This window comes from Candidatus Krumholzibacteriota bacterium (assembly GCA_016932415.1).
In the GTDB taxonomy this organism is placed as follows: Bacteria; Krumholzibacteriota; Krumholzibacteriia; order Krumholzibacteriales; family Krumholzibacteriaceae; genus Krumholzibacterium.
The window spans coordinates 42,598-64,100 of record JAFGCX010000009.1; the positions used below are offsets into that span (position 1 = coordinate 42,598).

Below are 21,503 nucleotides of genomic sequence, written 5' to 3' on the forward strand. Positions count from 1 at the left end.
ATTTCTCCCCGAAGATTAATATTTATCCAGTTGGATACTATGTTGACTTTCCTTTCCATTCTCCTTCGGTATAAAAAGACAGTTGTTCTTGTGACAATGGCTGGATGTGTTATTTCTGTGGCTGCTAGCCTCGTTTTGTCTCCTAAATATATATCGACAGCGGCCTTTATGCCGGCAGGAGTTGAGAATGAACTGACCGGGGGAGGAGGTTTTTTTTCCAACCTCGGCGCTCTTGGAGAAACCTATTCGGCCTTTGTCAGGGTCCGTAGAAATTTTATCATAGACTATATAGTCCGCAGCAGGCTGATGAGCACCCTGATGTCTGAAAAATTCGATCTAATGACCGTATACGGCGTCAGGAGTGAAGAGGAGGTCAGGGAAAAGCTGATGCGCGCGACTATAGTGATCGTAAGGGATGAAGGCGTACTTGAGATCGGCGTGGAATCGGAGAACCCTGTCATGGCGAGAGATATGGTCGACGCGTACATAGGATACATCGACAGCATCCTAGTGTCAATGTCGGTCGCGAGCGCCGGTTCGACGAGAAAATACCTTGAAGACGAGGTCGCGAGAAGGCGCGGCAAAATAGCCGTGATTGATTCATCGATTCAGGACTTTTCAGACAGGCACGGCATTTTCGCGATCCAGCAACAGGCAAGGGCGGCGTTTCTGGTCATGGCCGGAATCTCGGCCAGGGAAAATCTTCTTGAGATAGAAAGAAATATCCTTGAACGTTCGATGAAGGACAATTTTCCCGAGATGAAGATGCTTGATCTCGAACTTGAAAAAATAGAGGAGCAACTCAAAAATATGATGGAAGGAGGGGAGGCAAGTGTGCTTTTCCCTCCCCTGAAAGAATTTCCCGAGATTGCTTCCGGATATATGTCTCTTGTCAGCGACAGGATGATCCAGGAATTCGCTCTGGCATTCATAATGTTGAAACTCGAGGATGCCAGAGTCTCCGAGTCAAGCGACGCCAGCGTCATAAGAATAATCGATCCCCCATATATTCCAGGCGTGAGATCGTGGCCGAAGAGAAAGCAGATCGTGATCGTATTCACCCTTGCCTCTTTTTTCTGGGCGTTATTTTCCATCCTGCTTTACGAACAGATAAAGGCGGGACTCTTCAGGGGCTGGAAAGAGGGGATGTCTAAAGAGAAGGGTGAAGAGAATAAAAGAACCGGTCATTTTTCCAGTGATGGAGGTCTGCCTGCCGGAGACGGCCGGGAAAAGAGGCTTGAAGATTGATGGATTTTCGACCTGAAACCGCTTCCTTCAAGGGCAGAAAAATCATATTTCTTCTCCTTGCGGTGACGGTTCTACTCGCCCTCTCGGCGATATTTCTTCCTCCAGGGCTTATAAGGCTTGCTGTTTCAGCGCTGTTGATCTCACCTGTCATATTTGTCCTGTTCGACAAACCGGAGTGGACATTTTATCTGCTTTTATTTCTATTATTCTCCAACCTTCATATCTTTTCAGATCTCCCCGTGACCAGGTCGATCTCGATCCTGTTGATTATCACTTTTTTGACCGCCTGTATCAAAGGCCGCAACGTGCTTGTTCATGACAGGTTGTTTTTACTGATGACCTTGGCCTTCCTGATACTGGCGTTTCAATCGATGGCGTTGTCAAGGGATATAGACAGTTCCATTTACAGGATAAGTCTGTTTATCCGCTATCTTATATATATTTTTTTCGTCATTCAATTTTCATCGACGAGAAGAGAATTTATCACAATTCTCTGCGTGATAGCATTCGCGAGCGCGATAAGCAATTTTCTTCCCTTTATCCTCCCTCCGCCCGACAAGTTCGCCGATCTCTCGCTTATGTGGGAAGAAGGTGTTTTCCGGTACGAAGGGTATGAGCGAGAGGCGAATATGTTTGCCTTCACCCTGAACTTTATCATCCCGATACTTTTTCTCGTCTTCGCCAGATTCAGAAGACCATGGTTTATAAGACCGCTCGCGACGGCCGCGATCGGGGGGTCGATATTTGTCCTTTTTCTGAGTTTCTCAAGAGGTGGTTTTATCGGCCTGGTTTTCATGTTTCTCGCTCTGTTCATCATTGAGAGAAAAAACAAGGCTGTTATCAGCACCGGGTTGATCCTTATCGCGGCCGGAGCTATACTCGCTCCATATTTGTACTGGGACAGGATATCTTCGATACTTGATGTAGGTTCCAGGATATCAGAGGATTTCTCGATCCTGTCCCGGTTGGAGACAATAAGGATCTCTCTTATCCTTGGAGTAAAAAACCCTCTCTTTGGTCTTGGAATAGGGAGTTTTCTCTTTTCCGCCGCGCGTTATGTCCCTTTCAGCGACGTCGTGCACAATTCCCTTCTCCAGGTATTCGCCGAAATGGGTTCAATCGCCCTTGCGGTCTTGTCGGTTATAATCATTTATAATTTCAAGGTCATAAAGAAGCTGATCGATCGTCGTGACGATCCCGAGGCCGCGCAGGTAGGAAGAGTCCTGTTTATCCAGCATGCTGCCGTATTGGCCAATTCCATGACCCTTCCGGTAGCTTTTAATATGGTCTTCTGGTTCACGCTCGTCTTGCCGACCGTGGCATGGTACGTCTACTCGGGAAGATCCCGTCTTGCTGGCAATAGCATGAAATTGATTAATAAAGAAGATCAGAGACCGTAACCGATCGAGATCCTCGTCTGCCTTCCGAACGCGTCCAGAGGATCGAATCTGAAGGACAGAGCGATCAGGATATCCCTGTAGTTGGAAAGCAACCCGACATGCGGTATTGTCCTTGATCCGTTTACAAGGCGCATGTCGGCGCCGCAGGTTATGTGAAGAAGTTTTTCAGCGATGATGATCTCCGATCCGAAAAGGAACCGGTTCATTTCTCCTTCTTTACTCACCGCGTCGCATTCCACCGAAACCCTGTCAAAAATATTTTCCCATGATATGGCAATGTTGATCGATGAATCGATATCATAGTCATTTTCCGGATAGTGAACAGTACCGTTAAAATTCCTTCCAACCAGGGCGAACCATATATTCTTGTGGAGTCTCGTTGTCCATCCGATATCGAGCGCGAAACCCCAGGAATCAGCATTATCAAGGTCTGTCCAGCCTTTAAGCAGCTTGCAGCCGATCCCGAAGCTGTTGAAGTGATTCGGGGAAAAAGCTCCTGCCAATCCTATGGTGCTCTCATTCCAACCCGATCCTTCAGAGAGATCAAGGCCGAGATGAGTCACGCTCAGGGCCGCGGCGAACCTTCTCATCGATACCATGCCATCGGGAGAGACCCTTGTGTCGAGCAGGCCTGTTCCTATAGAGAGGATGCTGTACCTGTTATTCAGATCGGGAACAGGTTTCATCGTGCCAAGAGTCATCATCGTAGTTTCGAGGAAGACGAGGTTTGCCGGGTTCCAGTATGCCGAGCAATCATTCCTGACGAGCAGAGAAGCGGCGCCGGCAAGGCCTTCCCCTCGCGCGTCCCATCCCAGCGGGAGGAACGAACCGCCTTTTGAACCTTCACCGGCTGATATTCGCGCCGGCGATAAAGCCAGGAGGCTGACAAAAAGGAAGGTCAATATCGATCTGCCGGTAATTACCATATTTATCTGACCACCGCGATGAAATTCTTTTCCACAGTCTTTCTAGTGCCATATTCAATTGTCAGCACTACGACGAACGGGCCGTTGTTGACATCGTCTCCGTCATTGTTGCGAAGATTCCACTCGATCTGGAAGGCTGTCGATGGTCCCCATTCGAACAGAGTCCTTACCTCTTCTCCAGCAATATCATATATCTCTATCATGACTTCCTGGGCCGTCTCGGTAGTAACGATCTCAAAGTTGCCGGGAGAGCGGAATACCTCAGGAAATTCCACGGAACAGGTGACGTCGTAGTCTATAGTCACAGTGTTGGAGTTCTCACTGATATTTCCTGCCTTGTCTTCAGCGCTGATCCATATATGGCTTGTGCCTGGAAGAAGAACGACAGAATGCTGCATCTTATGGTGAATATGGTTTTCTGTCGTATCGCCTTCGAAGACCTTGAAGATCGAAAGGTATTCCGTATCATCATCGTCATAGGTGATATCAAGCATCAGGTCGGGTAATATCACCCGTCCACTCCGGTTGTTGATCACGGGAGCGGGCGGTGCTGTCCTGTCGAGAGTGAATGTTCTGCTTTCCTGTTTCTGCTGGTCAAAATTGTCGGTCGCGACCACTTTCAGGGTGTAAGTGCCTTCGTCATAGGAAGATACTCCGGTTATGCTGTCAGGCAGATCGAATCTCCAGTAAAGAGTGTCAGCCTGCATCCACGTCTCGTCCGGCAGAAAATATGGAGTAGTCGAATAGTTTCCTTCATCATCATATTGTCCCCAGGAGAGATCGATCGTATCCTGGACCCCGCTTCGGTCATGACAATAACCGGTAATCGAGAGAGGCGCGTCTGTCGTATCAGATGGCAGGCTGGTCAGGAACTTAATCACCGGACCCTTCGTGTCTATGTTCAGCGCTCCTGAGGAAATTGAGCTGTTTCCCGCTTCATCGGTGATCTTCAGTCCGATAGTATATATTCCGTCGACCCATGAGCCAGCCGGTTTAAAAGTATAGCTGTATTCACCGTCTTCTGCCGCGCCGAGCGGGTAGTAGTCCGACTCTTCATCAGGATCTGTTATAGTGATCGTCAGATCGGACCCCGATTCATATCCGGTGACAATATAATATACTGATACGTTCGCCGACGTATCGGGATAGCCGGGGGAGAAAGATCCCGGTTCGATCCTGTCGATAGTTATCACTGGCGCCGTCATGTCTATGATTATCGTCCGGAAGGTGATATCGGGACTCGATCCGGTCGATTCATAAAGCTTCATCCGGTATTCGCCCTCACCGAGCGGAGTGCCCAGGGAATCACTGCCATACCAGATAGCGGTATATTCCCCTTCCGGGCAGGGGGTGAGGAAAAAGAGAGTGTCGAACACTTCGGTGTCGTACAGGTCCTCCACAGTAAGGATCAGTGAATCGATCTCTGTCGCGACGATGAGAGTCGCTGATAATTCATCCTGCGTTCCGTCACCATCGGGCGAGATCGAGGGGAAATTTATTATCAGCGTAGATTCTCCAGCGACGGCGGGGGCGGCAGACAGGGCCAGCGCCGCGGCGAGGAAGATATATGCGAAAAACTTCTTTTTTGGCAACAGTTTGACCTCTATCTGTAAAGTTCGTTGTATTATAAGGATTTAGAATAGAGGCAGTCAACAGATAATTGAGCGGGAGATCCCGTTTTTTATGATGCGAAATCACGGGGCCTTGCGCGAGCTTCTTTTCCTTGCAAGGCATGGGATATTTAATTATAGTGGTAATCCTTTTATTAGTATCTGTCATGTTTTTCCATGGAGGATGAATTGGGTTTTGAAATGGCATTTATGATCATCGGCGGGCTCGGTTTCTTCCTGTTCGGGATCAAGGTCATGTCGGAAGGGCTCAGAAGGGTCTCGAGCGACCGGTTGAAGGATATCCTTTCCTATCTGACGCAGAATAAGCTGATCGCCATGATTGTCGGTGCCGGAGTCACCGCCCTGATACAAAGCAGCAGCGCGATGACAGTGATGGTCGTCGGTTTCGTAAATGCCGGACTTCTTACTTTAAAACAGGCGATACCCGTAGTCCTCGGTGCCAACATAGGCACGACATTCACAGCCTGGCTGGTCAGTTTTCTCGCTGTATTCAAGATCACTCATTACGCTCTTCCGGCAGTCGGGATAGGTTTCTTCTTAATGTTGATGGAACGCAGGTCAAGTCTCAAGCAGTGGGGAGAAGTGATCTTTGGATTCGGTGTGCTGTTTGTCGGCATCGGATTCATGAAAGACGCTTTCGAACCTCTTGAGAGCAGCGAACATGTGTTGCGGATCATGGTCAATTTCAGCGAGTACCCGATCCTTGGCGTGCTGGTCGGCACCGCGATCACGATGCTTCTGCAGAGCAGCAGCGCCACGATCGCTCTTGTGCAGCTTCTCGCGCTGAGGGGGCTTATCGATTTCCCAGCCGCGATACCGATTATTCTCGGAGACAATATAGGGACGACGATCACGGCGCAGATAGCGACCATAAATGGCTCGACCGGAGCAAAGAGAGTTGCCTGGGCGCATACTCTCTTCAACGTCTTCGGGACCGCTTACATGCTGATCTTCGTCTACATGGGACTGTATGAAAGGTTTATCGAGTGGCTTGTCCCGGGAGCCGTTAATACAAAGAATATCATGGTCCATATAGCCCTGGCTCATTCGGCCTTCAATATTTTCAATGCTATATTATTCCTGCCGGCGACATCATTGCTTCAGAAGCTGGTAGAAAAATTGATCAGGGAGACCGGGGACGTGGTAAGCATCAAACCGAAATTCCTTGAAAAACATTTTCTCGAAACGCCGGTCATCGCCCTGAATCAGAGTCGCCTTGAGGTCGTTAGGATGCTTGGGCTGGCCGAATCGGCGTTCAAGAGTTCCTTCGATCTTTTCGTCAATAACAGGATCGAAATGGCGAAAAAAGTTTCGAGAAGGGAAGAGGCGGTCGATAATCTGCAGGCCGAGATCACCCGTTATCTTATCGATATCTCGATGGAGCCTCTCGATAAAGAGGAAGCGGAGATGATCCCCGTCTTTATTCATTCCGTCAATGATATAGAGAGAATAGCCGACCAGGCGGAGAATATCGTCGAACTGGGGATGAGAAAAATGGATCGGAAACTCGAACTGTCTGTTGATGCGGTCGGAGAACTGCAGGAGATGTTCGGTATCACGCTGGAAATGATCGAAGATGTCAATAAAGGATTAAAGACGAACGATCTGAAACACGCCAAGAGAGCGATGAAGAAGGAAGACCTCCTCAACCGGATGCAGATCGAACTGAGGATGAAGCATGTCGATCGGCTTAATGCCGGATCATGCGATGTCTACGCCGGGATGATTTTCCTCGACTGCGTCGATTATATGGAAAAGATCGGGGATCATCTTGCCAATATAGCCCAGGGACTGCTTGGCGGGTTCCGCTGGGATTAGCGCACGGAACACGGGAAGAAGGGCTAAGAGACCGCGGTAATCTTATCGGGGACTTTTCTCCTGCTCCCGGAGTTTCTTCGATATCCTTTCGATATCATCGTTGGGAGGCGGCGAAGTCCTGTTGAGTTCGCCGCAGCGGCGAAGGTGGTCGAGCGCTACGGAGTAATTGCCCATTTCTTCCTCGACAAGTGCCATATTGTAATGAAGTGTCGGTGAAAAATCGTTCGACCTGAGTGCTTCACTGAGGATCTTATGGGCCTGTTTGAATTCTTTTTTCTCCATCGCGATCATGGCGAGATTGTTTGAAGCGATCCAGTCCGTAGGATAGGTCCTCCGCGCTCTTTCGTAGTATCGCTTTGCTTCTTCATATTCTTTTTCCTTCTGAAGCTCTACGCCCTTGTTCAACAGCGCTGAAGTCAGGTTCTTGAGGTACTGGTCGTTCTCCGGGTCGAACTCGAGGACCGTCTCATAAGTCCTGATGGCCTCATCGTACCTGCTGCTGTGATTATAAGCGTAGCCAAGCCGGATCCAGTACCTGACCCTTGTCGAGTCAGCATTTTTAAGCTTGATATATTCCGCTATAGCTTCTTCCATCCAGTTGTTCTCGATATATGCCTCAGCCAGTTTCTCGGAATATTCCATGTCATCAGGTCTCAATCTCGCGGCCTTGATCATGTTCGATACAGCATCGCTCTTTCTGTCTTCCATCGTATTGATCGTCGCGAGAGTCGACCAGACAGAGGCGTCTTCCCCGTTTTTCCCTGCCGATAACTGGAGCCACTCTGTAGCTTCGGCGAATTGTCTTTTCTCGAAATATCTATTGCCGATGATCTTCTCCGGTCCGCCTTGTGGTAGGGGAAGTTCCCTGATTCTTTTGATTCCGAGATTATCCGAATGCGAGATGGCGATCATCGGGGTCGAATGAAAGATACCAAGAGCGAAAATGAGCAATGCCGCGTAACCGAATTTTGAACGGAATGCAAGACGTGAATTCAGGGCCCAGAGCGAATAGGCCGCGAACACGGGACCCGAGACGGCGATAATATCCCATCGGAGACCGGACTCTATCTTTTGAGCGGTCAAGATAAGAAAGAGAAAAGCGCTCACGGACGCCGTGGCGAGAAACCTTTCCTCGAACAGGGAAGATTGAGCCGCGTGGTGCCTGTTCCGTTTGGATGTGAGGAGGAAGAAAAGGGCTGTGATCGACACTGGACCGGCGAGAAGAAGGGCATTGCTCAAGTCGGAAAAGAGTTTGATGGTATTGCCTGAAGCGAGAAAATGAGTGAACTCCCGGAAAAGGGCAAAAAGGGATCTCGATGGTCCGGAGAAGCTGCCTCCCCAAAAAGGCGACAGATCTGCCGCCGCGTATAGTATTACAATGACAGTGATAGCGGGGATAATACCTCTTCTTCGGTCCTTTTCCCTGAAGTCGACAGCGGCGAGATATGCGAATCCGGGCAGAAGGAAGAGTGTGGACAGACTGGCCATGATCGAGAGAATAAACAAGAACGCAGTCAACCAGAGTGGAGTATTACCCCTTATATGGGTTATTGAGGAGACGACGAAAAGGATCACAAAGAGCATCGCCAGAGGCGTGTTTCCCCCTGATCCGAAAAAGAGGGTAAAATATCCTCCCGAAACCACGACAAGAAGCGAAAGGGTCCGGTTTTCGGAGAGGTATTTACCTTCCCGGTGGAGAGCGCGGGAGAGGAAAGCGGCAAGAAGTATGTATACTCCACCTGAGATAATACTGAGAAGAGTCGTGGCTGAAGAAGCGCTCAGCAGCAGGATCGAATTGGCCAGGATGAATATCAATTGATTGAGCATCAAGGCCAGGGGCGCGCCGGGTACGAAGAAAATACCATTTGTGACAGCCTCCGAGATCTCAACCCTTTCACCCCAGTAATCATGCCCGGACCTGAGCTGCCACATCAGGATGACCATTATGCCAAGTATGATAATCGATATCCATCTGTCAGACAGGCGGATGCGATTGAAAATATTGAGGATCTTCTGATTGATCCCGCCGATCAGAAGCAGAAGGAGAATCGCGGCGAGTACTATCTGCGTTGTATACGAAACTGCCGACCATGACGAAAGGCCCCAGAGGGGGAGGCCTGCGAATGTCGAAGATGTTATCGTAACGATTATATACAGGAGGAACAATATCTGTATCTTTTTTATCATTTTTTCTCCTTTTCAGACTCTGCCGGAATCGCGTGCAGGTCTCCTTCTGTGGCGGCCACGATGACGGCAGCGGAGGCGTCACCCGTAATATTGACCACTGTCCGGCACATGTCGAGTATTCTGTCGACACCAAGGACGAGCGCTATCCCTTCAAGGGGGACTCCTATCGTCTGAAGGACCATCGCCAGGGTTATGATCCCCACGCCAGGGACGCCGGCTGTCCCTATAGAAGCAAGCGTAGCCATGAGGACGATCGTCAGCTGATCTCCTATCGAGAGAGATATACCATATACCTGCGCTATAAATACGGCCGCGACGCCCTGATACAAAGCTGTTCCATCCATATTGATCGTCGCGCCGAGAGGAAGGACGAAGCTCGATATTTCTTCCGAGACCCCGAGGTTCTCCTCGACGCATTCTATGGTGACCGGAAGGGTCGCGTTACTCGACGAGGTGGAGAAGGCGATCAGCTGGGCCGGTCTGATAGCCCTGAAAAAAACCATCGGCCTGATCCCGGAGAAGACGCGGACCGCGGAAGAGTAGATGAACACTCCGTGGACAGCGAGGCCGACGATCACGACAATAGCGTATCGGAGAAGGGAAAGGAGGATATCGATCCCGAACTTTCCGACGACGGCGGCGATCAGAGCCAGTACTCCAAGGGGAGCCATCTTCATCACGATATGGACAAGTTGGACCATCCCATCGCTTACCGCCGCGAAAAAATCGATTACAGGTTTTCCGCCGTTTCCCGGTATCAAAGTCACAGCGATCCCGAAGATCAGAGCGAAGAATATTATCTGCAGCATGTTCTCCTCAGCCAGGCTTTCGACAGGATTGGCAGGGACAATGCGGGTTATCGTCTCCAGGACTCCGGGTTTGTTTTTAGCGAGATCAATTTTAAGAGCGGCTTCTTTTTCGTATGACGCCATCAACTGGGTCCTGGTCGAAGAATCTATATTCTCGCCAGGTTTGAAGATATTTCCGAGAGTAAGGCCGATAGTGATAGCGATAGCCGTTGTGCAAAGATAATAGGCTACGGTCTTGGCTCCTATCCTTCCGAGTTTTTTAATATCACCAAGGCTTGCCGTACCGACAAAGAGGGATGAGAAGACGAGAGGGACTACGATCATTCGAATCAACCGGATGAACAGTTTACCAAGAGGTTCTATAACTTCAGCTCGAGGCCCAAGCAGGAGACCTATCGGGATTCCCGCGACAAGACCGATCATGATCTTTGTATGAAGGGGAATCTTTAGAAATTTCCTGAATAGATTCACATTTAAACCTGCTGGCCGTCTGCATCCGGTGATCACCCTCGCGCTGAGGCTGACGGAACCGAAATTACTTGAATTCCTGTTTAATGTAAGACAAAATACCCGTGATGAAAACAACTTTTCACTCCCCGAACCAGGCAAAGGGTTTATTGTGAGGTTGACCCGTAGCAGGAAGGCTGCCTTGATCAAGAAGAGCGTACTCATTTTATCAGTGCTCCTTCTTTATATCTCCCAGGGATGCACTACGGGCGATGTCGTCTATGACAGGCTCAGAGAGTCGATGGTACGCGAGCAGATCATCGCCCGGGGAATAACGGACGAGAAAGTCATTCTCGCCATGAAAAGCGTCCCAAGGCATCTTTTCGTCCCCGAAGAATATACTGGTATCGCGTACATCGACAGTCCTCTCCCAATCGGGAGTAAACAGACTATATCTCAACCATATATCGTAGCGTTGATGACGGCTTTCCTGAGTCCTGATTCGCTGGACAGGATACTGGAGGTCGGGACCGGTTCAGGATACCAGGCAGCTGTTCTATCGATGATCGTCGATTCAGTCTTTACTATCGAGATCCTTTCCGAACTGGCCTCGCGTGCTTCCGCCCTGCTTGATACGCTCGGATACGATAATGTCATGGTCAGAACGGGGGATGGTTATAACGGATGGCCGGGGAAAGCTCCTTTTGACGGTATTATAGTGACCGCCGCGGCTCCAAGGATCCCTGAACCTCTCGTCGAGCAACTGAAGTTGGGAGGGATGCTTGTGATCCCGGAAGGTCAGTTTCCCCAAAAACTCAATCTGTATGAAAAAGTGGCAGACGGACTCAAACTTCACTCTTCAGTGCCGGTGCAGTTCGTTCCGATGACCGGGAAGATAAGAGAAAGGAATAAAAAGTAAAATGAAATATTCAAAGGATCTTATAAGATTATCAGGATACGGTGTAATCTTTCTTTTCGCTGTTCTTGCCGGCGGTTGCGCCACGACCGGCATAAATTCCGGCCAGGTCAACCTGATCAGTTCTCCCGAAGAGGTCCAGATGGGAAAGGAGTTCTCGGTAGAGATCGAAAAGCAGTTCGAGATCTATGACGATCCTGAGGTCTCGGGGTATGTCCAGCGGGTCGGAAATCGTCTTGTCCAGGTCTGCGATCGAAGGGACATCGAGTATCATTTTGCTGTTATAAATAAAGATGAATTAAACGCTTTTGCTCTTCCGGGAGGGTATATCTATATCTACACGGGACTGTTATCCGAACTCGACGACGAAGCTCAACTTGCAGGCGTGCTGGCTCATGAGATCGGGCACGTGGCTTCGCGTCATTCGACCGAGAGGCTTACGGCGATGTATGGATACCAGATCCTTTCCAGCCTGATACTTGGAGACAATCCCGGGCAGATGGCCCAGCTTGTCTCGAACATATTCTCCACCGGGGGATTCCTCGCCTACAGCAGAACGAATGAGTTTGAAGCTGACAGGCTTGGATCGAAATATTCAAATTCCGCCGGATATGACCCCAACGGAATAGTCGAATTGCTCGGCAAACTGCATTCGACAGAAGAAAGGGAACCAGGCAAGCTCGAGGAACTTCTCTCGACCCATCCGCCTACTTCAGACAGGATCGCGAGGACGAAGACGATCGTAGCGTCGTTTGGAGATACATCCGGAAAAGAAAGGTCAGCGGCCAGGTACCAGGAGATGAAAAGATCCCTGCCGTGAAGGGTCTTTACATTGACGGGTAGTCTAACCGGAATCTTCGCCTGTAGTATATCCTCGTCGCTATGACGATAATTAAGAGGAAAGGGATATACAGTCTGAACAGGAATCCCGCAACGACAGAAAAAACAAGAGTGGAGAGCTTGGCAGGAATGAGAATATTGCTCCGGGAAAGACGGGCATTTTCAGATCTCATCGGAACCAGGAAAGCGGGAAGGGAGAGCAGGGTGGCATAGAGCGCTTCCCTGTTTGATGAAATGACGGCAAGAACCGCTGCAGCTGCCATAAGGATCGTCGAGAAGATCAATCCCTTTTTTACTCCGAGAGCGATTCCGCTGGTGCGGAGCGAGCTTTTCCTGTCGCCTTCGATGTCAGCCAGGGTTGTCACCAGGTGAACCGAGGCGACAGCGAATGGATATGGAAGAAGGATGATCAGACCTTTCAGTTCCCCTCCGACAGCGATCCATCCAGCGAGAGTGTTGAGAATGCCATTTCCAACAGCGTTGGCAAGTACGTCGAAAAGAGGGCGTTTTTTGAGCCTTACAGGCTCTACCGAGTAAATGATGCCGAGAAGCAGGCCGGCGAACGAGATCAGCGTGAAACCGGCAGGTAACCACGTGAAAGAGATCGCCAGCGAAATGATGATAAGGACCGATGCTTCCACTGATGCTGTTCTTACGGAGATGATCGATTCTGGAATAAAAAAGAGCTTGTCGTTATCGAGATCGCTTTCCCTGTCCGATATCTGGTTGATTATATAAATGGCTCCGGTCAACATCGTAAAGGCTATTATTCCCGGAATGAATCGGCCCGACCAGAGATCTCCCGAATGGCCGGAGTGCCAGGCGCCAAGCAGAAAGAATGTCCACACGGGAACAAGGATGAGTGGCCTGAGAAGAAACAGATGATCGAGAGACCGCAATATAATTGAAGGTCTTTTATCCAGGTGCGAAGCTACCATCGCTGATCTATTCCCTGGCCCACGATACCAGGTGGCGTTTCACCTTGCGCGTAGTCGTCTTTGGAAGCTCCATGTCCCTGATCTGAAAACCGAGCAGGTGTTTGTAATCAGGAAGATCCTCAAATATGGCGCGAAGTTCTTCACCGATGAATCTTTTTATATTTTCCTCGGTCAGTTCGCTTTTCAATTCGGCGACTGTCCCGAGCATGTCATAGTCGGGTACTATTACCGCGCCGGGCCGTGTATTGCCCTTTTTGTCCTCTACAGATAGAACGACGCACTCAAGGATATACGGATTTTTAATTATCATTGCTTCGAGCTCATCCGGATAGACGTTTTTCCCCCCGGCAGTCACTATCAGCGATTTTATCCTTCCAGAGATCGTTATATACCCGTCCTGATCTTTTTTCCCAAGGTCTCCGGTGCGCAGATATCCATTTTTCAGTACGGCGGCGGTCGCCTCCCGGTTTTTGTAGTATTCCTTCATCACATTCGGCCCCTTGACGAGTATTTCTCCGACTCCGTCACTGTCGGGAGAATCTATCACCACATCGATTCCGGGAAGGGGAGGTCCAACTGTCCCATTTTTCGGGCTGTCAGGAATGTTCATCGCGATCACCGGCGATGTCTCGGTCATTCCATATCCCTGGATCAGCGGTATTCCCGCTTTGATAAAGGCTTCTTCGACATCAGGACGCAGTGCAGCCGCGCCTGTCACGCACAGCCTGATATTTTCCATCCCGGCGGTGACTATCTTTTTCGTCATTGTTCCCGATGGTTTCTTTCGGCCGAAAAGCCTCCCCAGTCCGATCACCGCCCGGAGGAAAAATCGCCTGACTTTACCGCTCGCGCCTTTTTTATCCTTTTCCACCGGAACAAGAAGGGGGGCGAGATGCTCGTAGAAAAGAGGCACGGCGACAAGGACGGTGATCTGTTCCCTGATTATATCTTCAAGGATGATCTTTGGTTTGATCGATCTGGCGAAGACGATCGTAGAGCCGTTATAGACAGGAGTAAGAAAAACGCTCATGACAGGAAATGTATGGTAAAGTGGCAACAGGCAGAGAAAAGCGTCATCTGAAGTAAAACGGATGATACATGAAAGCGATTCAATATTGGCGACGAGATTGCTGTGGAGAAGGACCGCGCCCTTCGGTTGTCCAGTGGTACCTGAAGTGTAGCAGATCGCCGCCGTATCTTCCGGCCTGACCTCCGTCCTGCGCCGAAAGAATGAGGTGTCGCCGTTGTTTACCTTTTCCTTTCCCCTGGCCATCAACTCGCCGAGCGATAGAGCGTCTATTCCTGTCTCCTGCTCTCCAATGACTATAACGTCTATATCGCGCAGGTTCATTCCTTCTACCAGGTCATTGTATATTCCTGGAGAGACGACGATCGATCCCGCTTCAGAATGAAGGAGAAGATGCCTCAGTTCATTTTCCTGGAGATTGGTGTCGAGTGGTACGATCACACCCCCGCAGGAAGTCACTCCGGCGTAGACAAGCAGCCACTCGGGGCTGTTTTCAGCCATCAATGCTACGCGGTCACCATTGCTGAGGCCGCGTTCAATCAATCCGGATCCGAGAAAAGAGATCAGTCTGCCGAATTCCTGGTATGATATCGACTGGTGTCCCCATGAATGTCTTTTCTTGATAGCAACAGTGCCAGGGTAATTGTCAATGGCATGCTGGAAAATATCGGGAAGAGTCTTCAGGCCGATCTCTTTAAATCCGCCTGGAATATTGAGTTTAGGGTGCCCCTGCATATTACGGTCCTCCTGATATTACCATTTTAATACCTTAAAACCATGTCCTTGTACGAATCTATCAGGATAAAACAGCGCGGGCAATTCTTTTTTGATCACCTGACAGAGGTGGTTACCGCCGGTGTGGATCAGACTCGTTTATTTTTTTCCCAGTACTGGTTTCTTGACGGCAGGCCTCTTGTGTTTCTTGACGCTTTTCGGGAAGATTTTTCGATCCTGTCGCTGAAATCAAGAAGTTTTCTGCCGATCCTGGAATGAAGCGTCCGGATAGGATCTTTTGCTTTTCTGCACTGATACAGAGCGATGGTGTATTCCCTGGGAAAAGCGCGCATCATCTCGAAGATAAAATCGTGTGAATCGAACCGGTCCTCCATTTTTTCAAGGATAGATTCAAAGACGGTGTCGACGAACAGCTCCATCTCGTACCTTTCCGTTTCTTACCATTTTCCCCTGTGTACTCTTTCTTCGTCGTATTGGGTCCTCGGTTGTTTTTCCTCCGCCGGGTGGCCGATCGCTATAAGGCTCAGTATTCCCGTTCCATCAGGGATATCAAGGACCTTTTTTATCGCCGATACGCGTTCTTCTCTGGGATGGCATCCAAGCCAGACTGATCCCAGCCCCAGTCCGGTCGCCGCGACGAGGATGTTTTCCGTCGCGGCTGCGCAATCCTGGACCCAGTAATCGGGGGAGATGGCTGTCTCGGCGCAGACAGCGATTGCCGCGGTGGCTTCGAAAAGCATCTTGCCATGTGGATGGGCTTCGGCCAGGCTGTCGAGGACCTCTCGATCGGTAACTGTAATAAAATGCCATGGTTTAAGGTTTCTTCCCGAAGGCGCGGCCATGCCCGCTTCAAGAAGAGCCGTGATATCTTCCCGCCCGACAGGAAGGTTTGAATACTTTCTTATACTTCTTCGGGCGAATATATTTTCATTCGACATCGCAAACTCCATTCTGCTCGATCCTGCCGGGGATCACCGGTTCATCCATCCGATCTCCCCGCTATTTTGACGTAACCTGTTTTCTCTGCCTCAAAGCCTCATAAAGGACTATCGCCGCTGCCACCGAGACATTAAGGGAATCGGCATTTCCATGCATAGGAAGCTTGATCCCATCGTCGCACGCGTCCATCCATTTACCGCTGATACCGCTGTCCTCACTGCCGACGGCTATCGCGACAGGTCCGGTAAGGTCCATTTCCGAATATAATTTTTCCGCCCGGGGAGTTGTCGCCATTATCCTTATATTATGTTTCTTGAGCCATTTGATGATCTCTTCCGCCTGGGAGATCGCCGAGGGAATGGAAAAGACAGTCCCGAGACTTGCCCTGATGAGGTTCGGATTGCTCAGGTCAGTGACCGGATCGCTTATCAGGACTCCGCTGGCGCCAGCACCATCGGCGGACCTGAAAATTGCGCCAATATTCCCCGGTTTCTCGACTGAATCGACGACAAGATAAAGGGGGCTGGCGCCAGGCCTGAGATCATCAAGGGTATTTTTCATTTTTTTAGCGAGCGCTGCCAGAAAACTCGAACTGCCCCTGTACGTTATTTTTTCCAGAACCTGAGGAGTGACTTCAGTCTGTTTGATATTCATCGGGCCAAGCACTGTCAGAAGGTTTTCCTTCTCCTCATCAGTGGCAAGAGTGGGACAGATGAATATTTCGGTGACCTCGATACCGTTTTTCAGAGCTGAATGGAGTTCCCTTACTCCCTCAATAAGCATCAGGCCCGAAAGGTCTCTTTCTTTCTTTTTTCCGAGTCTGATCAGCGATTTGACGACCGGGTTGTGCAGACTCGAAATCTTTTGAGGACTCATTTTTGCAGGTCACTTTTCTCTTTTGCGGTATCTCGCGACCCTGTCTCCGGCAAGCAGCGCCTGGAATATCCTGCTTCGTCTACGCTCCAGAGACCGGGCCAGCGAGAGGCTGAACTTTTTAGCCAGAATATTTATAACAGGAAGATTGTAATCGAAATGGGCTCCCTTTTCCATTAAAAGGCCGGATTCCCTGCATAACCTGTCAAAGACGGCTGTGCGGTATCTTGTCAGAATGACCCCCGTGTCATCCGATCGGCTACCTGGTCTGATAACACCCTTGATCTTCTGGATAGAGGGATATACAAGCTGTTCATCGAATGATTTAGGGGAGTATTTTTTTGATATCTGTATCACGGCGTATCCGCCGGGTCTTGTCAGAGAATATATCTTGTCAAGAAACTCCCTGATCTTCGGTATGTAAGAAACGACTCCGATACAGAGGACAGCGTCAAAATACCCTTCCATATCGTTAAGATCATATATTTCGCCAGTAGTAAAAGTGACTCTCTTTTCACCGATCTCGTCGGAGAATTTTTTGCTCGCCTTTTCAATCATGCCGGGCGCGATATCAATACTCGTGATATTGTACCCCCTGTCAAGAAGCTGACGGGTATAGATCCCGGGGCCGCACCCTATATCGAGAATTTTTTTTCCATCATCTTCCAGGAGCTCAAGGACATGGGCCATTCTGGCAAGATACGAGTATTGATGACAGTTTGAGTAATCTTCGGTGTATCTCACCTCTTCGTAGCGGCGGGAATCCTCATCGAAATACTCTTTGACCTTTGATTTCTGATATTCAGAGTCCATTGTCATCTTCTTTACCACGTTTCCTGATCACTTTCGCCGGTGAACCGGCTGCCACGGAGAAAGATTCGATCGGCTTTACGACGACGCTCCCCGCGCCTATTATCGATCCCTCACCGATATTGTTCATTATCACCGAATTAGCTCCTATCCAGGAACTCTTTCCTATCGATATGAAAGGATCTTTTTTTTCGCTTTCAACCAGGATCCCTTCTTCATTGTACATATGCTGGTATTTACCGCTCAATATCGAAACATGATCGGAGATCATAACGTTGGAATCAATCGAAACAGATCCGATTATCGAGTACTGGCCGATATATATTCTGTCTCCAACCGAGGCATCCCTGTGGGTAAAGAGCGATCCGAAGCTGACCAGCAGGTCTTTTCCAGAATATCGAAGAGTGTAATTATAATAAGCCCGTCTGGCAAATTCTCCATGTTTACCACTGATCCGGCTGAGCATCTGCGCGAAGGCGCTGAAGGTGTTCTCCGTTCCCGAGATCCTGTGGTTGAAACAGACAAGAAGATACAGAGGAAAGACGACAATCTTGTATATCGAGTTCAATATATGTTTCATAAGATTATTCATCGCTACAGCCCGGAAACAGGTCCAGCATCAGATCGCCTCAGTCAACGCATTTTCAAAGTACCAGCTTATCATATACGCTACAATATTTTTCAACCATGGTATCGGTTGAAAAAAGACTCTCCACTCTTTTTCTTGATTCGATCCCCATCTCTTTCCTCAGAGCTTTGTCTTTTACCAGTCTCAGTATCGCAGAGGCGAGAGCGCCCGAATCGCGGGGAGGAACAAGTATCCCTGTTATGCCGTCGATCACTAGCTCAGGTATGCCACCCACTTGTGTAGAGACTACCGGTATGCCCGCGGCCATAGATTCAAGGACGACCATCGGCAATCCTTCAGAGTCGGAGGAGAGAGCCGATATATCGACTCCTTTCAGGACTTCGTCCATATCCTTTCGATAACCGGCAAAATCAGTTCGAGACGCGACGCCCACTTCAGCTGCGTATCTTTCAAGCTCTGACTGAAGAGGTCCGTCTCCGACTATCAGGAATCTCACGATATCGGTCTCCCTGATTATCGCGGCGGCGGCGTCGAGAAAATTGAAATGGTTCTTTACTTCAGAGAGCCTGCCGATTATGGCGACAGTGATCAAGTCGTCTTTTACATGCAATTGGATATCGTCCACGGTCTGTGAGGAAAGGTCGGGAAGAAGGGGCGTGCCGTTATAGATAAGGAGATCGCATTTGTAGAGTGACATCAGCTCTTCCGACACCGCTATTTTGTGGTTATTCTTGAAAAGACCGCAGTATTTTATCAGCGCTTTCTGTTTCAAACTGTAATGGAATATCCCGTGAAGGGTCGTTATTACCGATGCCCTTGTCCTGACAGCCGCGGCGTGGCCGTAGAGTTCTCCTCCGACATGGCAATGGACTATATCTATCGATTCATTTCTGATTATATCGCGGATCTTTCCGACCAGTGAGGGATCGAAACCCTCTTTTCTTCCCGGAAAATGCAATCTGATCCTTTCTTCGTCCAGTTTTCCGGCCAGGAAGGTGTCCCTCTCGTCTTCCATGCTGCAGACGGAGACTTCGTATTTCTCCCCGTCGAGGTGGGTGGCGAGATCATACACTATCTTTTCCGCGCCACCGGTCCGGAGAGAATCTATGACCTGTAAAATCCTTATACGTTTTTTCACTCGAATCTCCATAGGCCATCCAGGACAGTCAGAATCAGAGCCCAGCCTCCTGTTTCAAGTCCTCGATCCGAAAGGTGATCATATTGAAATCCTTAAGCCATTCTTTCCTGAGAGACTCTTTCAGGCTTTCCAGTTCCTTTTTGAGACTCTCCCTGTCGCCGGCAGCTTTTATAATAGCGTCAGCGATCGAGCGTTCATCATGTCTCGTGTAGACGGCGCCGCTGGAAAAATATCCTTTCAGAGTGTCGGTGTCGGAAAGGATCAATGGTTTAGAAAGAGAGACACCTTCATACCCGCCACAGACTATGCATCCTTCCTGTTCGGTCAGGACCATGACGATATCGACGCGGCTCAGCAGGGCGAGATATTCCCTGTCGGGAAGGTATCCCGTCAGATCGATCCTGCCTGAAAGAGCATCCCGGTCTATTCCGGCTTTTCTGAAGTTTCCCGTCACGAATATCCTGAAACCGTCGGGAAGAAGTTCCGCCGCCCTGAAAACAGACCCGTACGGTTCATCCTCGGCGAAAGTACAGACATAAAGGATGTTGATACCTTCAAGTCGATTGTCATCACCCTCGATATCGAACGAAGGAACCGTGTCGGGAAGGATCATTACTCCATCGACGTGAAGCCGCTGCCTGAAATTGTCGTTCGTCACGATAGTGAGATCGGAGTGTCTTATGCAGAACCTCTGGAGAGCCCAGAACAACTTCGCGAGAACCGGAGGAAGATCGATATAGGGAGTATGCAGGTCATTGATAAGGATGTACCTGAAAAACTGTTTCAACATTACGGCAAGCAGGACAAGGATTATCGACGGATTCTGAACGAACAGTATTCCGGGGCGATCATGCCGGATCGTGGTTATTGTCCTGCCGATACTTTCACGGTAGCGCGAAAGCCTGCTTTTGGCCGACGTACCGAAGTGGTAATAATCAGATCCGAATTCACGGGCGAGAAAGTCGCTTCTTCTGTGATAATGCCAGCTGATCCAGATCTTTTCTTTTTTCATCCTCTTTTTATCAGAGGAGCGATGAGTATAACTTTTCATAATCCCTGACTACCCTTGCCGCCGAGAAATCATTTTCAATGACTGTTCTCGCGTTTGCCGACACGGAGACCGCCTTTGCCATATTGCCGAAGATACGGTCGATGACATCTGCTATGGCTTTCGGATCCCGAGTTTCGACCAGGTATCCGTTTCTACCATCCGTTATCAATTCCGTGATCCCCGGGATCCTTGTGCTGATGACTATTTTTCCCATGGCCATCGCTTCCATGATTGACCTGGAAATACCCTCAGTCAGCGAAGGCAGGACCATGATCCGGGACCTGTTGAGAAGGTCGAGACTGTCGTTCCTGTGTCCAAGGAAATCTATACGGTCCGAAATGGATAACCTTTCCGCTAAAGATTCAAGTTCGCCACGCATCGGTCCATCACCGATGATCTGCAGTCTTGTCTCCTTATCTTTAACCATCGCAAGAGCATTGATCAGATCATCGACTCTCTTGAGACTGACCAGCCTGCCCATATAGGCGATCAACCGCGGGTCCCCTTCTTCAGGAACCGGTATAGTGTCGAGATCGACAAAATTGTTTATCACAATCAATTTTTTCTTTTTTATTCTTTTAAGTGTCGAGGCCATTTTCTCAGACAAAGGAGCAACCGAGTCGAAATGGCGAAGAAAAATCCTGTCGATTTTTTCATATAACCCCAGCTTCCGGTCTCCCGTGGCGCACCATCCATGAGGAGTGCTTATTTTTTTTGCTGAAAGACCTCGCGCGGCGAAAAGGGCATAGACATCCGATTTGTAATCGTGAGAATGGACAATATCCGATTCAGCGGCAATGATCTCTTCGCGGATAATCTTGATATCATCAGAGCTGAATTTCGACGAACTTTCCAGGACCATATACTCGATACCGATCTGCTTGATGTGGCTGGCGATCTCAGGGTCCCCACCGGGAGCAAGAAGAATGACCCGGGGTTCGACGATCGACCTGTCGATCTTCCGCAGAAAAGCGAGCAGCCATCTTTCCTTTCCGTAATTTCCCAGCGGTGAGAGGATGTGCAGGACTTTTATTTTTTTCAACATCTCTATCCAGTGTCCCCCGATAAAGCAAAGTGAAGTTTAATCGCAGGTTGCCAATTTCAGTAGCATATATTGTGCAAGAATCATGATCTTTCAGGTCTATTGTATAATATTACGATAGACTTTTCTCCATATTTAT

The 21,503-nt window shown here is 49.3% G+C and carries 19 protein-coding genes; 5 read left to right on the plus strand and 14 right to left on the minus strand.

Going from position 1 to position 21,503, the window contains the following annotated elements; genetic code table 11:
• Positions 1 to 168 precede the first annotated feature (168 nt).
• Positions 169 to 1,248, plus strand: coding sequence for a hypothetical protein (locus JW814_02505; protein MBN2070302.1), 1,080 nt, complete (start codon positions 169 to 171; stop codon positions 1,246 to 1,248).
• A complete protein-coding gene (locus JW814_02510; GenBank protein ID MBN2070303.1) occupies positions 1,248 to 2,648 on the plus strand; it encodes an O-antigen ligase family protein in 1,401 nt (466 codons plus the stop codon). The genes JW814_02505 and JW814_02510 overlap by 1 nt, the downstream gene beginning before the upstream one ends.
• On the opposite strand, the gene JW814_02515 is transcribed toward JW814_02510, so the two are convergent.
• Positions 2,636 to 3,574 (minus strand): hypothetical protein, encoded by a 939-nt coding sequence (locus JW814_02515; protein ID MBN2070304.1) that lies wholly within the window; start codon positions 3,572 to 3,574, stop codon positions 2,636 to 2,638. The genes JW814_02510 and JW814_02515 overlap by 13 nt on opposite strands.
• Before the next feature lie 2 nt (positions 3,575 to 3,576).
• Positions 3,577 to 5,166, minus strand: a complete 1,590-nt coding sequence (locus JW814_02520) for a hypothetical protein (protein MBN2070305.1) — start codon at positions 5,164 to 5,166, stop codon at positions 3,577 to 3,579.
• A gap of 207 nt (positions 5,167 to 5,373) precedes the next feature.
• On the opposite strand from JW814_02520, the gene JW814_02525 reads away from it, so the two are divergent.
• Positions 5,374 to 7,023 (plus strand): Na/Pi cotransporter family protein, encoded by a 1,650-nt coding sequence (locus JW814_02525; protein ID MBN2070306.1) that lies wholly within the window; start codon positions 5,374 to 5,376, stop codon positions 7,021 to 7,023.
• Positions 7,024 to 7,065: 42 nt separating this feature from the next.
• Here the strand turns inward: JW814_02525 and JW814_02530 are convergent, their stop codons facing one another.
• Positions 7,066 to 9,210 carry a tetratricopeptide repeat protein gene (locus tag JW814_02530; protein ID MBN2070307.1) on the minus strand — a complete coding sequence of 715 codons (2,145 nt, stop codon included), beginning with the start codon at positions 9,208 to 9,210 and terminating at the stop codon, positions 7,066 to 7,068.
• Complete coding sequence (locus JW814_02535) at positions 9,207 to 10,442, minus strand: dicarboxylate/amino acid:cation symporter (GenBank protein ID MBN2070308.1); 1,236 nt, start codon at positions 10,440 to 10,442, stop codon at positions 9,207 to 9,209. The genes JW814_02530 and JW814_02535 overlap by 4 nt, the downstream gene beginning before the upstream one ends.
• Positions 10,443 to 10,767: 325 nt before the next feature.
• On the opposite strand from JW814_02535, the gene JW814_02540 reads away from it, so the two are divergent.
• Together JW814_02540 and JW814_02545 are read left to right on the plus strand one after the other, a co-directional pair.
• Positions 10,768 to 11,385: a protein-L-isoaspartate(D-aspartate) O-methyltransferase gene (locus JW814_02540; protein MBN2070309.1), complete on the plus strand. Its 618-nt coding sequence runs from the start codon at positions 10,768 to 10,770 to the stop codon at positions 11,383 to 11,385.
• Between the two features lies 1 nt (position 11,386).
• Positions 11,387 to 12,202 carry a M48 family metalloprotease gene (locus tag JW814_02545; protein MBN2070310.1) on the plus strand — a complete coding sequence of 272 codons (816 nt, stop codon included), beginning with the start codon at positions 11,387 to 11,389 and terminating at the stop codon, positions 12,200 to 12,202.
• A 7-nt stretch (positions 12,203 to 12,209) separates the two neighbouring features.
• Here the strand turns inward: JW814_02545 and JW814_02550 are convergent, their stop codons facing one another.
• The 10 genes from JW814_02550 to JW814_02595 all read right to left on the minus strand — a co-directional run bounded on the left by JW814_02550 (position 12,210) and on the right by JW814_02595 (position 21,364).
• Positions 12,210 to 13,160, minus strand: coding sequence for a UbiA family prenyltransferase (locus JW814_02550; protein ID MBN2070311.1), 951 nt, complete (start codon positions 13,158 to 13,160; stop codon positions 12,210 to 12,212).
• Between the two features lie 7 nt (positions 13,161 to 13,167).
• Positions 13,168 to 14,922 (minus strand): acyl--CoA ligase, encoded by a 1,755-nt coding sequence (locus JW814_02555; protein MBN2070312.1) that lies wholly within the window; start codon positions 14,920 to 14,922, stop codon positions 13,168 to 13,170.
• A 128-nt stretch (positions 14,923 to 15,050) separates the two neighbouring features.
• Entirely contained in the window at positions 15,051 to 15,341 is a 291-nt protein-coding gene (locus JW814_02560; GenBank protein ID MBN2070313.1) for a hypothetical protein, read from the minus strand.
• A gap of 18 nt (positions 15,342 to 15,359) precedes the next feature.
• Positions 15,360 to 15,860 (minus strand): nitroreductase family protein, encoded by a 501-nt coding sequence (locus JW814_02565; GenBank protein ID MBN2070314.1) that lies wholly within the window; start codon positions 15,858 to 15,860, stop codon positions 15,360 to 15,362.
• A 61-nt stretch (positions 15,861 to 15,921) separates the two neighbouring features.
• Entirely contained in the window at positions 15,922 to 16,737 is an 816-nt protein-coding gene (locus JW814_02570) for an RNA methyltransferase (protein ID MBN2070315.1), read from the minus strand.
• Between the two features lie 9 nt (positions 16,738 to 16,746).
• Positions 16,747 to 17,547, minus strand: coding sequence for a class I SAM-dependent methyltransferase (locus tag JW814_02575; GenBank protein MBN2070316.1), 801 nt, complete (start codon positions 17,545 to 17,547; stop codon positions 16,747 to 16,749).
• Positions 17,537 to 18,124 (minus strand): acyltransferase, encoded by a 588-nt coding sequence (locus tag JW814_02580; GenBank protein ID MBN2070317.1) that lies wholly within the window; start codon positions 18,122 to 18,124, stop codon positions 17,537 to 17,539. Before JW814_02580 ends, JW814_02575 begins: the two co-directional genes overlap by 11 nt.
• Before the next feature lie 64 nt (positions 18,125 to 18,188).
• On the minus strand, positions 18,189 to 19,271 hold the full coding sequence (locus tag JW814_02585; protein MBN2070318.1) for a glycosyltransferase: 1,083 nt from the start codon (positions 19,269 to 19,271) through the stop codon (positions 18,189 to 18,191).
• Between the two features lie 34 nt (positions 19,272 to 19,305).
• On the minus strand, positions 19,306 to 20,322 hold the full coding sequence (locus tag JW814_02590; protein ID MBN2070319.1) for a glycosyltransferase: 1,017 nt from the start codon (positions 20,320 to 20,322) through the stop codon (positions 19,306 to 19,308).
• Entirely contained in the window at positions 20,294 to 21,364 is a 1,071-nt protein-coding gene (locus JW814_02595) for a glycosyltransferase (GenBank protein MBN2070320.1), read from the minus strand. Before JW814_02595 ends, JW814_02590 begins: the two co-directional genes overlap by 29 nt.
• Positions 21,365 to 21,503 lie beyond the last annotated feature (139 nt).

Bases quoted from the DNA above. Each gene is read 5' to 3' on its own strand.
- JW814_02505 (MBN2070302.1), top strand. From the start codon at position 169: ATGCCGGCAGGAGTTGAGAATGAACTGACCGGGGGAGGAGGTTTTTTT.
- JW814_02510 (MBN2070303.1), top strand. From the start codon at position 1,248: ATGGATTTTCGACCTGAAACCGCTTCCTTCAAGGGCAGAAAAATCATA.
- JW814_02515 (MBN2070304.1), bottom strand. From the start codon at position 3,574: ATGGTAATTACCGGCAGATCGATATTGACCTTCCTTTTTGTCAGCCTC.
- JW814_02530 (MBN2070307.1), bottom strand. From the start codon at position 9,210: ATGATAAAAAAGATACAGATATTGTTCCTCCTGTATATAATCGTTACG.
- JW814_02535 (MBN2070308.1), bottom strand. From the start codon at position 10,442: ATGATCGGTCTTGTCGCGGGAATCCCGATAGGTCTCCTGCTTGGGCCT.
- JW814_02540 (MBN2070309.1), top strand. From the start codon at position 10,768: ATGGTACGCGAGCAGATCATCGCCCGGGGAATAACGGACGAGAAAGTC.
- JW814_02545 (MBN2070310.1), top strand. From the start codon at position 11,387: ATGAAATATTCAAAGGATCTTATAAGATTATCAGGATACGGTGTAATC.
- JW814_02550 (MBN2070311.1), bottom strand. From the start codon at position 13,160: ATGGTAGCTTCGCACCTGGATAAAAGACCTTCAATTATATTGCGGTCT.
- JW814_02555 (MBN2070312.1), bottom strand. From the start codon at position 14,922: ATGCAGGGGCACCCTAAACTCAATATTCCAGGCGGATTTAAAGAGATC.
- JW814_02560 (MBN2070313.1), bottom strand. From the start codon at position 15,341: ATGGAGCTGTTCGTCGACACCGTCTTTGAATCTATCCTTGAAAAAATG.
- JW814_02565 (MBN2070314.1), bottom strand. From the start codon at position 15,860: ATGTCGAATGAAAATATATTCGCCCGAAGAAGTATAAGAAAGTATTCA.
- JW814_02570 (MBN2070315.1), bottom strand. From the start codon at position 16,737: ATGAGTCCTCAAAAGATTTCGAGTCTGCACAACCCGGTCGTCAAATCG.
- JW814_02575 (MBN2070316.1), bottom strand. From the start codon at position 17,547: ATGGACTCTGAATATCAGAAATCAAAGGTCAAAGAGTATTTCGATGAG.
- JW814_02580 (MBN2070317.1), bottom strand. From the start codon at position 18,124: ATGAAACATATATTGAACTCGATATACAAGATTGTCGTCTTTCCTCTG.
- JW814_02590 (MBN2070319.1), bottom strand. From the start codon at position 20,322: ATGAAAAGTTATACTCATCGCTCCTCTGATAAAAAGAGGATGAAAAAA.